11 protein-coding genes are annotated in these 12436 nt (G+C 55.9%); all 11 read left to right on the top strand.

The window, feature by feature from the left end; all coding sequences use genetic code 11:
- Positions 1-88 precede the first annotated feature (88 nt).
- Complete coding sequence (locus tag ACTNA2_RS04080; protein WP_050766109.1) at positions 89-1099, top strand: LacI family DNA-binding transcriptional regulator; 1011 nt, start codon at positions 89-91, stop codon at positions 1097-1099.
- A gap of 184 nt (positions 1100-1283) precedes the next feature.
- Positions 1284-2666, top strand: coding sequence for a family 43 glycosylhydrolase (locus tag ACTNA2_RS04075; RefSeq protein WP_148346449.1), 1383 nt, complete (start codon positions 1284-1286; stop codon positions 2664-2666).
- Positions 2667-2711: 45 nt separating this feature from the next.
- Entirely contained in the window at positions 2712-4163 is a 1452-nt protein-coding gene (locus ACTNA2_RS04070; protein ID WP_441048677.1) for a PTS transporter subunit EIIC, read from the top strand.
- A gap of 101 nt (positions 4164-4264) precedes the next feature.
- Positions 4265-5707, top strand: coding sequence for a glycoside hydrolase family 32 protein (locus tag ACTNA2_RS04065; protein ID WP_441048676.1), 1443 nt, complete (start codon positions 4265-4267; stop codon positions 5705-5707).
- Between the two features lie 277 nt (positions 5708-5984).
- On the top strand, positions 5985-6839 hold the full coding sequence (locus ACTNA2_RS04060) for a DegV family protein (RefSeq protein ID WP_441048675.1): 855 nt from the start codon (positions 5985-5987) through the stop codon (positions 6837-6839).
- A gap of 186 nt (positions 6840-7025) precedes the next feature.
- The gene (pflA, locus tag ACTNA2_RS04055; protein ID WP_427748367.1) at positions 7026-7844 is read left to right on the top strand and encodes a pyruvate formate-lyase-activating protein; all 819 of its coding nucleotides are present in this window, start codon (positions 7026-7028) and stop codon (positions 7842-7844) included.
- 560 nt (positions 7845-8404) lie between these two features.
- A complete protein-coding gene (locus ACTNA2_RS04050; RefSeq protein WP_441048674.1) occupies positions 8405-9190 on the top strand; it encodes a serine hydrolase in 786 nt (261 codons plus the stop codon).
- Positions 9191-9269: 79 nt separating this feature from the next.
- On the top strand, positions 9270-10007 hold the full coding sequence (gene mtnN / locus ACTNA2_RS04045) for a 5'-methylthioadenosine/S-adenosylhomocysteine nucleosidase (protein WP_441048673.1): 738 nt from the start codon (positions 9270-9272) through the stop codon (positions 10005-10007).
- A gap of 42 nt (positions 10008-10049) precedes the next feature.
- On the top strand, positions 10050-10640 hold the full coding sequence (yihA, locus tag ACTNA2_RS04040) for a ribosome biogenesis GTP-binding protein YihA/YsxC (RefSeq protein ID WP_055252447.1): 591 nt from the start codon (positions 10050-10052) through the stop codon (positions 10638-10640).
- 99 nt (positions 10641-10739) lie between these two features.
- On the top strand, positions 10740-11423 hold the full coding sequence (locus tag ACTNA2_RS04035) for a DUF3990 domain-containing protein (RefSeq protein ID WP_441048672.1): 684 nt from the start codon (positions 10740-10742) through the stop codon (positions 11421-11423).
- A gap of 31 nt (positions 11424-11454) precedes the next feature.
- Positions 11455-12087 (top strand): helix-turn-helix transcriptional regulator, encoded by a 633-nt coding sequence (locus ACTNA2_RS04030; protein ID WP_441048671.1) that lies wholly within the window; start codon positions 11455-11457, stop codon positions 12085-12087.
- The last annotated feature ends 349 nt before the right edge of the window (positions 12088-12436 follow it).

Here is a 12436-nt window from a genome sequence, read left to right as displayed (position 1 = left end):
TTACTTGTACTGTTACCGTCTTCCCGCTCTTGTTGGGGTATGCTTTGTTCGTATGTAAACGTATGACATGTTGATGGGGGAGGGTGCTATGGCTCGCGAGGGCGCTCGTTCTAAGGATTCGGCTAAGCCTGGCATCAAGGAAGTTGCAGCGGTGGCGGGGGTTTCGCCTACTACGGTATCTCGCGTGCTTAATAATCGCGGCTATATTAGCCAAGAGACCCGCGATAAGGTCCATGCCGCGATGAAGCGCATCAACTATACGCCCAACGATATCGCCCGTGCCATGCTCAACGGTCGCCTGAATCTAATAGGTATGATCGTCCCCTATGTCAGCAGCCCGTTTCATGCCCAAGCGGTCCAAGCCGTTGAGCGTACCCTGGCCGAAAACGGTTTTAAGATGTTGCTGTGCAATAGCGCCAATCGACCTGATCTTGAGCGTTCTTATATCGATATGCTTCGGCGCAATATGGTTGATGGCGTCATCGTCAACTCGCTTAATATCGGTGCCGAGGCGTATGCCGAGATGGGCTTGAGTCTGGTTGGTATCGACTGCGACCTTGGCGAGACCTCTGTTCAGATTGCGAGCGACAGCTATGGCATCGGCGAACTTGCCACGCGTCGCCTGATCGATGACGGGTGTTCGCGCATCTTGTGCCTGCGCAACAATAGCCGCATGCGTATGCCTGCCAATAAGCGTACCGATGCCTACCACGATGTTGTGGAGCAGGCCGGTTTGCCCGCGCTTGTCCGTGAGGTCGAGTTCGTTAAGTCCGACGACGAAAAGAGTGCGGTCGTTGCGAAGATCCTCGATGAGAACCCCGATATTGACGGCATCTTTGCGGGAGACGACACGATGGCGGCCATCTGCCTCAATGTGATGAAGCGGCGCGGCTTGAGCGCTCCGGACGATATTAAGGTCGTGGGCGCGGATGGCGCCCGCCGCACTATGACGTTTATGCCTGACTTAACAACCGTTCGTCAAGATATCGATCGCATCGGAGAGCTCGCGGCGCAATCCATCATCGCTCTTGTTAACGGTGAAAAGCCCGAATCGAATACCAAGCTCCCCGTTGAACTCATTGAGGGCAAAACCGCGTAGTTCATCCCGTGCCAAAAGAATTCCTCAAACGCCTCTGATGACCGTTCGCCGGCATATGTCAACCGTTTGCCGACGACTGGAACTGCGAAAAGACGTATTAGTGTGAAAACGTTTGACATATGAAAACGATTGACATATCTTGCAGTTGTACCGAGTTAGTATCTTGTGGGAAAGGAAGTCTCGGATGCACAAGGTGTATTACCAGCCTGAGGGAATTTGGGTAGGCGACATCATGCCGTACGGCGAGGACGGCACGTTCTATCTCTATCACCAGCGTGACACGCGAAACCCCGGCCCTTTCGGAGAGCCGTTTGGTTGGGCACTCGCGACGACCAAGGATTTCGTCAACTACAAGGACTTTGGCGAGAGCCTTGAGCGTGGCGGCGACGAGGAAGTCGACCAGTATGTTTATGCCGGCACGGTGTTTAAGGTGGGCGACAAGTACCATGCGCTCTACACTGGTTGCAATCGCGATAAGGTCCGCGCACGCTTGATGAAGCAGGTTCTTCTTCACGCAACGAGTGACGACGCCGTCAAGTGGGAGAAGAACATCGCCGAGACGCTGCTTCCGCCCCAGGAAGGTTACGATGACCGCAACTGGCGCGATCCCTTTGTGCTTTGGGATGAGGAGAACGAAGAGTACATGCTCATCCTCGGCACGCGCGTGGGCGAGGACAAGCGTCTGATGACCGGGCGTCTGGTCAAGTTCACCTCCAAGGACCTGGATACCTGGGAGTTCCAGGGCGACTGGTGGAATCCGGGCCTTTACACCATGTTCGAGATGCCTGATCTCTTTAAGATGGGCGACTGGTGGTATCTGGTGTTCTCCGAGTACAGTGATGGCAACAAGACCCGTTACCGCATGTCTCGCTCCATCAACGGTCCTTGGATCACTCCTGCTGACGATTCATTCGATGGCCGCGCGTACTATGCCGCGCGTACCGCATTTGATGGCGAGCGCCGCGTTCTCTTTGGTTGGGTTCCTACGCGTGACGAGGGTGGCGATCCCAGCTCTTACCTGTGGGGTGGCACCTTTATGCCTCTCGAGATCGTTCAGCGTGCCGACGGAACGCTCGGCACCAAGCTCCCTGACAGCATGCTTGGCGCCTTTGGCGAGGCTAAGGCAGTCGAGGCCTTTGAGCTTTCCTGCGAGTCGGGCAAGGTCGAGCAGGTGCTCGCCGCGGATGCCGGTTCCACCTATATGCTCGATGCCGACATCGAGCTCGCCGGTGACGCTGCCGGCTTCTCGGTGAAGCTTGCCGAGGACGCCGAGTCCGGTCTTGCCTATGAGTTCCGCGCCAACCTGCGTGAGGGCAAGCTCGAGTTTACGGCGGCCCCCCAGTATCCGTGGTTCCAGGTCAACAACATGGGCCTCGAGCGTCCGTTGTTCTTTAAGGGCGAGGGCACTCATCATGTGCGCCTGGTCGTTGACGACGATATCGCGACCATCTTTGTCGATGATGTTGCGCTTAACGCGCGCTTCTGCAATAAGCAGGGCCAGGGTGTGGCACTGACGGTCACCGACGGTACGCTCAAGTGCGCAAATGCAACGATCGCGTCTCTGTAATGGCATCAAAACGTTTTATGATTTCGTAAGGGAATGGAGAGGAACATGGACTACAAAGTAGTGTCTCAGCAAGTCGTCGATAACGTCGGCGGTCTGGAGAACATCGAGGGCGCCACGCATTGCGTTACGCGTCTGCGTCTGGTGCTCAAGGATACGAGCAAGTACAACAAGGCCGAGCTCGAGAACATCGATGGCGTCAAGGGCGTGCTGTACAACAGCGGCCAGCTCATGATCATCTTCGGTACCGGTACCGTCAACAAGGTCTACGATGAGTTTATGGCTCTGACGGGCGTTAAGGAGATCAGCGCTTCCGAGGTCAAGGGCGCCGAGGCGGACAAGAAGGGCAAGTTCTTCTCGGTCCTCAAGGTATTCTCGGATATCTTTATCCCCATCATTCCCGCTTTCGTCGGCGCTGCTATCATTATCGGCCTTAAGTCGCTGATCGTTGCCAACGGCCTCTTTGGCATGGAGGGCAGCCTTGCCGACCACAGCGAGTTCCTCAAGAACCTCGCAAGCTTCTTTGCCATTATCGCCACCACGTTTGACTACCTGCCTGTCCTGGTTATGTACAGCGCGGTGAAGCGTTTTGGCGGTAACCCGATTCTGGGCATCCTCGTCGGTATCGTCATGGTTCACCCGAGCCTTATGAACCGCAACACGTTCGTTATGGACCCGACGGGTGCTGAGTACTGGAACTTTGGTCCGCTCTCCATTCCCATGGTTGCTTTCCAGGGCGGCGTGTTCCCTGCAATCCTGACTGCCTGGTTTATGGCCAAGGTCGAAAAGATTGCCCAGAAGTACATCCCCGAGGTCGTTTCGTTCGTCTTTGTCCCGACCGTTACCCTGATTCTTGCTAACGTCGCCCTGTTCACCGTGTTCGGCCCGTTCGGCAACCTGATCGGCGACGTCCTCGCCGGTGTAATCGATATCCTGTACAACAGGATGGGCGTCTTCGGTGCCTTTGTCTTTGCCGCATTCCTGCAGCCGCTCGTCGTTACCGGTACGCATCAGTTCATCCAGGGTATCGAGGCAAACCTCGTCGCCACGACTGGCTTCAACTACATCCAGGCCATCTGGTCGGTTTCCATCATCGCCCAGGGCGGCGGCGCCATCGGCATGTACCTCATTCACAAGAAGCATTCCAAAGAGCGCAACATCTGCATGTCGTCCTTTATCCCGACGCTGGTCGGTATCTCCGAGCCCGCAATCTTTGCTGCAAACATGCGCTACTCGATCATCCCGTTCATCTGCGCTTGCATCGGTGCAGGCTGCGGCGGTGCCTTCGTGAAGCTCTTTGAGGTGCGCGCCATCGGTCAGGGTCTGACCGGCGTGCTTGGCCTGCTCATCGTCACGCCCGAGACGCTCGTGTGGTATGTGGCTGGCAATCTCATCGCCTTTATCGTGCCGATCGTCTTGATCTTTGCCTACAACAAGGCAAAGGGCGTGCCGACCACTGATGAAGAGGGTGCTGGTGCTGGTTTCGATGTCAGCTTCTAGTTGAGCCGTTCAGCGTAATCTGAGGATAAGTCCATTTGGGGAAGGGCGTTCGACTCGTGTGAGTCGAGCGTCCTTCCCCATAGACGAGAAAGTCAACTGCGATGTTTAATCAAAAAAATAAGGTGACACGCGCGGACTATGAGCAGTGGCGTGCCGGACAGGATGAGACGGCGGGTCGCATCGCGTCCGACCCCGATAGGCTCCTGTTCCATGTGGAGCCTGAGCTTGGCTGGCTCAACGACCCCAACGGTTTGGTGCAGATCGGTGATACGTATCACATCTATCACCAATACGATCCATTCGATGCTGCGCATGGCGGTCCAGTGCTTTGGAATCATCTGACAACAAAGGATTTTGTGACGTACGAGAATCGCGGCCCTGTGCTGTTCCCCGATTCCGATTTGGATTCGAGCGGAGCGTATTCTGGTTCTGCCTTTGTACACGACGGCAAGATTCACTACTTCTATACCGGCAACGTCAAGCATTTTGACCGCGATGATTACGACTACGTGTTGACGGGCCGTGAGCAAAACCAGATTCATATGGTTGCCGAGAACCCCGACGAATTGGGCGAGAAGCGCATAGCTGTTGGGCCGGTCGATTACCCCGACGATATCGGTACGCACGTGCGTGATCCCAAAATCCTTGAACACGATGGTATCTACTACATGGTTCTGGGCGCTCGTACGAAAGACGACTGCGGCTGCGTGCTTGTCTATACCTCGAGCGATCTAGAGGACTGGAGCTATGCGACGCGCATTGAGCTGGGCGAGAAGTTTGGCTTTATGTGGGAGTGCCCTGATCTGTTTGAGCTTGATGGCGAGCTTATTCTCGTTTGCTGTCCGCAGGGCGTGCCCGCCGATGGTTGGCGTTACCGCAATCCGCACCAGTGCGTGTGGTTTCCCATCGAGGCCGATTGGGAGGCACCGAGTTTTAAGATCACCGGGCAGGGCATGCCCCCGATGGTTGATGCCGGCTTTGATTTCTACGCACCGCAGTCCTTTGAGGATGCTGCGGGTCGGTGTTTGATGATCGGATGGTCGGGTTGCCCCGATGCGACGGCAAAAAGCCCGACGGTGGCACGCGGGTGGCAGTGCGCGTTGACGGTGCCGAGAGAACTGAGCATGCGCGATGGTAAGCTCTGTCAGCAGCCGGCGCACGAGATTGAGAGGATGCGCGGCGACTGCGTTCGCGCGACAGGCGGTGAAACCGTTGAGGAGCCGGGCCGCCTGTTTGATCTTGTGGTTTCCTGTGAGGGCGCCCAGGTGATCGAGCTCGAAATCCGCAAGGGTGTCTTTGTGCGCTATGCAGACGGGATGCTTACCCTCGACATGGGTGACGAAGGCTATGGGCGCGACCAGAGGTCGATCGAGCTCAGTGAGCTTCGCGACCTGCGCGTGCTTTCGGACACTACGATGGTCGAGATTTTTGCAAATGGCGGCGAGGCGGCACTTACGAGCCGTACCTATTCGCCGGCGGTTCCGGCGATGGAGCTGCATGCCGAGGGTGCGGCATCGATGAATTTCTACCGCCTCGTGCATTAACCGTGCATGGAGTACGATTGGACTTGCTGGGCGGAATGTGTCGCAGTTACCGCGGCCAACTACCGTTTATCGCGTATAGCTACCGTTTGCGGAGTAAGTAACACTTAGTAATAAACCGTGTAAAATCTCAGTTAAGAACGGAGTTTTCCAGGGAGACGCTGTCCTTTGTTTTGTGCAAGGGACGGCGTCTCTTTGGCGCTTGGAGGCCGTTCTGTAGCAGGACGGCGGACGTGCGTCACATATTAAAAAGTCAACGTCGAGATGGGTCGTGATAAGAATGGGCAAGTACGTAATCGTGGTTGAATCTGGTTCGGATGTGACGCCAGAGCTCTGCGAACGCTACGGCATCGTGCGTGTGCCCATGCATGTCACGATTGGTGACGAGACCGTCGAGGACGGCTCGATCGATCCGCTCGAGATCTATTCGCGCTGCAACGAGTTTGGCGTGATGCCCAAGACCAGCGGCTGCGCGCCGGCAGATTTCTCTCGCGTGTACGACCGCATTCACGCCGAACAGCCCGACGCGACCATTTTGCATCTTGCGTATTCCGAGGCCACGACCTGTTCGCATCAGTCCTCGAAGATTGCGGCAGAGGGGCGCGACTACGTGTTCTCCATGGACACGCGTTTTGTCTCGGTGGGCCAGTCGCTTGTTGTCGTCGAGACCGCCAAATACATCGAGGCTCATCCCGATGCCACCGTCGACGAGATCTTCGCCTTCGCGAGCTCCGTTATGGACCGCGTGTTGCTGGGCTTTGTTCCTACCGACCTTGCCTTCCTTAAGGCGGGCGGTCGCTTGTCCAACGTCGCGTTCCTAGGCGCCCATCTGCTCAAGATTAAGCCCTGCATTGAGGTAACGGGTGGCAAGTTCGTGGCGACCAAGAAGTTCCGCGGCTCTATGCTCAAGTGCGCCCGCGCCTTTATTGACCACATGGTTGCGAAGGGCGAAATTGACTACTCGCACATTGGCCTGGCGTATTCGGTAGGCCTTTCCGAGGAGCTGCGCGACGACATGGAAGTCTATGCGCACGACCTGGGCTTTAAGGACGTTACCTGGACTCAGGTCGGCGGCGTCATCTCGAGCCATTGCGGCCCGACCGCCTTCGGCGTGGTGCTCACGCTCAAGGCGTAACGCCTGGCGTCTATCGATTTCTATTGCCTCGGCGGCGGGCGGGTTGCGACAACCTTCCCGCCGCTTTTGCATGGGGCCAAATAGGACAATCCAATTGACCGCTAAACCGTTTCGCCATCAAGCATATAGGCTAGAATGACTCTGGCATTTATGTAGCTAAAACCAATGAGAGGCAAGGTAGCGGGAATGGCTGAGATGAAGCTCGAGGGCATGGACGCTCGTCCTGAGGACTCCGCGTTTGCCCTGGGCCGCGTGCATTCGATCGAGACGATGGGAACGGTCGATGGACCCGGCATCCGCTTTGTGGTGTTTGTTCAGGGCTGCCCCATGCGCTGTGCGTATTGCCACAACCCCGATACCTGGTCGGTTAACGGCGGCACCATGGTGACCGTCGAGCACCTGATAGACGAGTTCCAGAGCAACCATGAGTTTTACCGCAGCGGTGGTATTACGGTATCCGGCGGCGAGCCGCTCCTGCAGCCTGAGTTCTTGGCCGACCTGTTCCGCGCAATGCACAACAACCCCGATGGTCGCGTACATACCTGCTTGGATAGTTGCGGCTATGCGTTCGACCCCACGCATCCCGAGAAGTTCGATGCCGTACTCAACGAGACCGATATGGTGCTGCTCGACATTAAACACGCCGATCCCGTCGAGCATAAAAAGCTGACCGGTTGCGATCCTGCGCGCATCCTGGCGTTTGGCGATGAGCTGGCGCGTCGCAGGATCAAGGTCGTTATCCGTCACGTGGTAGTACCGGGCATTACCGACACGGCAGAGGAGTGCGAGGCACTCGGTCGTCTGATTGCCCCGTGGCATAACGTGGTGGGCCTGGAAATGCTGCCGTATCACACGATGGGCGTCGTCAAGTATGAGCAGCTGGGGATTCCCTATAAGCTCGAGGGCGTTCCGCAGATGGATACTGCGCGCATGCCCGAGCTGCGCAACGCCGTCATGACGGGCATGAAAAAACGCCGCGCGGAACTCAAAAACGCCATCGGCTAGGGGTAGCTCATTTGGGGCCGGTAGGGTGGAGAAGTAGCTAAAAGAGCCCCGTCCTAAAAAGACTGCTCTCTGGGTTGCGGTGAGATGCGCAACAGAATCGTGCCATTTGGATAAATACGCTTGTGGTTTCTTTAAAGACACCTTAAACGCTTCTGAATATCTTTGGAAAGAAATGCCTGCTCGGTATTATGCTGCTCGTATATGAACGGGAGCAATCAGGAGACCACGTGCGAAACAACGCATCGCGGGACGAGCATGTGCCGCAGCATAGCAGCAGATATGAGACGAAGGGCACGTCTTCGCGTGGCCTTGCCGACGCTCGCATCCGCGTGACGAAGATTGCCGCCATTGGGATGCTAACGTTGGCGGTTATTATCCTCGGAATTACCGCTAAAACCTACGCGTCGGAGCGAATGGCACACTCAGATGCGTCAACGGTACAGACGCAAAACAAAAAGGTCTCTAAATCTAAAGCCACCGCAAGTCAAACCCTGTCGACAGCGAGCCTCAAGACGAGGCTTTCGAAGGCGGACTTTAACGATATTCCCTCAGGCGATACCGTGCAGACCTTCTCACTGGTTGATGACCAGATCCCCGCCCTGGAGGATGAGAGCCTCGCCGCGCTCCAAGATACCCTTGATCAGGCCCAGGAATTGGGCGACGTGGGTGTGGTGTTTTACGATCTGTCGAGCGGCAAGGGCGTGACGTATAACGCGGACGCCGAGGTGTACGGTGCGAGCAGCTACAAGGCGCTCTATGTACTCTACGTCTGCGAGTTACTGGTCGAGACAGGGCAAGTATCGCTCGATGATACTCTGGGCACCTATGGCGGCTACAGTATGGGCTGGCTGACGGTTCGCGACCTGATCGAGACCTCGGTCGTCAACTCGGATAACGACTCGTTTATCGCGTTGCGTGCAACGTTTGATCAAGATGGCTACGAGGATTGGATTGCCGCACTCGGCGTCGAAGACGAGGTCGCGCTCGATCCAATGAGCGATTTCCCAACCTACTGCCCGCGCACCTCGGCCAAGTTGTGGCGCGAGATGAGCGAGTATTTGAGCCGCGAGAGCGAGACGTCGCAATGGCTGTCGGGCCTTCTGGCCTCTACGACCCGGTCCTTTATCCGTGACGGCATTGCGGACGACCATGCCATGGTGCGTAACAAGGCCGGTTGGATCAGCGAGGCAGGTTGCAATGCGACGTGCGATGCTGGCCTCATCGATGTCGATGGCGACACCTACATTATGAGCATCATGTCATCGATGCCGTGGAGTGACCGTTCGAGTGAGGTCGTGGCCGCCATCGCCAAGGCGCTCTACGATACCCGCGCTACGCTGGCCTAACGGCTTCGTATTGCGCGGTTGAGTCAAAATGCTGGTACCATACCGTGGATAAACAGTTTTCACAGGTTTGGGGGATGGTATGCCTACCATCGCAATCATCGGTGCACTCGAAAAAGAGGTTGCGCAGATTAAAGAAGAACTGAACGGTGCCCATGTGTCGCAAGAGGCAGGCTTGAGCGTTGTAAGCGGCGAGCTCAACGGTCTGTCAGTGGTCGCCACGACCGCTGGCATGGGAACCGTAAACGCCGCTGGTGCAACACAGCATCTCATCAGCAAATATGCTCCGCAGGCCGTTGTGTTTTCGGGCATTGCGGGTGGCTTAAACTCCAAACTCCATATCAATGACGTGGTTATTGGCAAGTGCCTGCGCTATCTGGATACCGACACGGCGCTCATCGCCGAGTCGGCGCCGGAGCTTGAGGAGTTTGCCTCGACACCGGCTCTGGTTGACATCGCCACCACCGTGCTTGCCGAACATGGGTTTATCGATGCTTACGCTTCTGATTCCGCTGCGGAGAAGGACCCTAAACAGTTCCTGGTTGGCACTATCGCTACAGGCGACCGCTTTGTAACGGGCGACGCCATGCGCACCGCCGCCATCGAGGCGACGCATGCCGATTGCGTTGAGATGGAAGGTGCTGCGATTGCCCATATTGCAGCCAAGAACGGTGTCGATTGTCTGGTGCTGCGTGCTATCAGCGATAATTGTGACGAGGCATATGACGCGTTTTGCGAGCGAGAGTTCGATTTGGACGAGTACGCCCGCACCGCGAGCGGCATTACACTCGATATCGTCCGCTGCATCGCCGCTGCGTAATCGTGCACCCCTATTGTAAGAACCTACGACCAAGGAGTATCCATGGCCGATTCCATTAACTACCAGCTTGCCAAGTTCGTCGCCAGCTACGGCAAGGTTTCGCAGATCCCCGAGTCCACCTGTCCCGAGGTGAGCTTTGTGGGCCGCTCCAATGTGGGCAAGTCGTCCATCATGAACAAGCTCTTTGGCCGCAAGAACCTGGTCAAGGTTTCGAGCACGCCGGGCAAGACGAGCAATATCAATTTCTTTGAGGCCGACGACGTGCACTTTGTGGACCTGCCGGGCTACGGTTTCGCCCGTCGTTCCAAGGCCGAGCGCGACCGCTGGGCCGAGCTCATCGGCGACTTCTTCGACTCCGAGCGCAGCTTTAACCTGGTTGTGTCGCTGGTGGACATTCGCCATGACCCCAGCAAGCTCGACCATGACATGATCGACTACCTGCAGGGCAACGAGTTCAACTTTATCGTCTGCCTCACCAAGGCCGACAAACTCAGCCGCACCCAGCAGGCACGCCAAGCGGCAGCCATCAAAAAGCAACTCAACGTCCCGGCCGAAAACGTAATCATCACAAGCTCCCAGACCGGCACCGGCATCGACGAGCTCAAGCGCCGCATTGCCGAGGCCTGCCTCTAGTAGGGGCTCTTGGCAGACAATAGTTTTCATCTATCTATATCACCCTAGTGATAGTTGTTGGTACACTATCACTGGGGTGATATTTTTTTGGAGGTCGATATGGAGCTTTGGCACGGGTCGGAGGTTGTTGTCGAACGTCCGTCGTTGGATAAATGCAGACAATTCAATGACTATGGGCGCGGGTTTTATTGCACGCCACATGAGGAAATGGCGATGGAATGGGCATGCCGGACCGAGTCTGATGGCGTTGCCAATCGATATGAGCTTGATTTAGATGGCCTTTCGGTCTTGGATTTGGAGTCTGGGGAGTTTTCAATCCTCAATTGGCTTGCAATTCTGGCGAATAACAGAGAGTTCAATGTTTCGACGCCATTGGCGCGTGAAGGGCTTCGCTATCTACTTGATAACTGCTTAATTGATACATCTCCTTATGACGTTATTCGAGGCTATCGTGCTGACGACTCCTATTTTTCGTTTGCAAGACAGTTTGTCAGCGGCATGATATCGCTCAGACAGCTGCAACGTATCATGTGCTTGGGTGATTTGGGTATCCAATATGCCCTTATGAGCGAGCGCGCATTTTCGATGATTAGATTCTGCGATTGGAAGCGGGCTTCGGGGTCTGAGTTTTATCCCAAGCGTTTTGAGCGAGAGCAGAATGCTCGACGCAAATACTTGGATACGGTCAATGGCTTCGATTCCGAAGGTATGGACATTAGGGATTTAATGGCAGGGAGGGTTGATTTAAATGATCCAAGAGTTAACAGATCGTGGGCCGAGTAGGACATATCCCGTCTACTACCTCGAGGACGCAATGAACAACCTCGGCGACTGCTTCGACTATGCCGTCAATGACTATGGAGCAGAAGGATCTGAAGTTGCTGAATTCTTTTGCCTGAGCGGGGTTGCTCGCGAGTTTGAACGCGGCAACGCATGGGTAGTGTCGGGAAAATCGGGTGTTGAGCTGTTCGCGCTTATCGCTGAAAGGTCGGGCTATCAAAACAGGCCTATACCGGACTGCACCTATCGATTTGAGAAGACGCCGGAATATTGGGCGGGCTGGATGCTGGCATACCTGCAGTGGCGCCTAGGAGAGTCTTTCGAAGATTTGCTGCATGTCGTTCCATTTGATGTGCTGCGCAGTCTGTATTACCCCTGGCACGAAGCATCGGAGGAACGTGTGGCTCGCCTCGTCTGCGATATGGCGAAAAAAGCGTCCAGGCAAACCAAACTTGCGTTAGCAAGAAAGAAGCTTAGGAAAACCCAACAAGACCTAGCATACGAATCGGGTGTGTCACTCCGCTCAATCCAAATGTACGAGCAGCGCCAGAGAAACATCAATGAAGCTTCGGTAACAAGCGTAAGAGCCATAGCAAAAGCCCTCCACTGCAACATCGAAGATCTCCTAGAACCAGTCTTCGAATACAAGGAACCCAGTGCGGCGTAAACCAAGCACACAGTCGAAGCCTGTTGCTGGTAAGTGCTACAGCCTAGCAAGAGCCCCTATCAATAAAGGGCCATAATTTCAGCCCGGCGCCCTTTCAAAGCGTGGGTCCCTATAGACATCGCTAGCCACGTTGCCATAGGGCCACCCGGGGGCATCCCCTTAAAAACATTCCGCAGCACGAGGCCCGCTTATCCGCAGCTCCGAAGGAGCGCAATATTAAATCAGCGAATGCGATTATCCTGTCGAGGTCGCGTAGGTCTCCTTGGGGCGGGCCCCGACAAAAAAACCCCCAGAGGAATCGGCGCGGCGCGGGCGCGCCGCGCGGGGGGCGCTGCGGTATTTGTGGCCG

This window comes from Collinsella sp. HCP28S3_E9, from assembly GCF_052065455.1.
Classification (GTDB): domain Bacteria; phylum Actinomycetota; class Coriobacteriia; order Coriobacteriales; family Coriobacteriaceae; genus Collinsella.
The sequence above is the reverse complement of the archived record's forward strand: the minus strand, read 5'-3'. Positions and strand labels throughout refer to the sequence as shown.

Bases quoted from the DNA above. Each gene is read 5' to 3' on its own strand.
- ACTNA2_RS04070 (WP_441048677.1), top strand. From the start codon at position 2,712: ATGGACTACAAAGTAGTGTCTCAGCAAGTCGTCGATAACGTCGGCGGT.
- ACTNA2_RS04080 (WP_050766109.1), top strand. From the start codon at position 89: ATGGCTCGCGAGGGCGCTCGTTCTAAGGATTCGGCTAAGCCTGGCATC.
- ACTNA2_RS04035 (WP_441048672.1), top strand. From the start codon at position 10,740: ATGGAGCTTTGGCACGGGTCGGAGGTTGTTGTCGAACGTCCGTCGTTG.
- ACTNA2_RS04075 (WP_148346449.1), top strand. From the start codon at position 1,284: ATGCACAAGGTGTATTACCAGCCTGAGGGAATTTGGGTAGGCGACATC.
- yihA (WP_055252447.1), top strand. From the start codon at position 10,050: ATGGCCGATTCCATTAACTACCAGCTTGCCAAGTTCGTCGCCAGCTAC.
- ACTNA2_RS04030 (WP_441048671.1), top strand. From the start codon at position 11,455: ATGAACAACCTCGGCGACTGCTTCGACTATGCCGTCAATGACTATGGA.
- pflA (WP_427748367.1), top strand. From the start codon at position 7,026: ATGGCTGAGATGAAGCTCGAGGGCATGGACGCTCGTCCTGAGGACTCC.
- ACTNA2_RS04065 (WP_441048676.1), top strand. From the start codon at position 4,265: ATGTTTAATCAAAAAAATAAGGTGACACGCGCGGACTATGAGCAGTGG.
- ACTNA2_RS04060 (WP_441048675.1), top strand. From the start codon at position 5,985: ATGGGCAAGTACGTAATCGTGGTTGAATCTGGTTCGGATGTGACGCCA.
- mtnN (WP_441048673.1), top strand. From the start codon at position 9,270: ATGCCTACCATCGCAATCATCGGTGCACTCGAAAAAGAGGTTGCGCAG.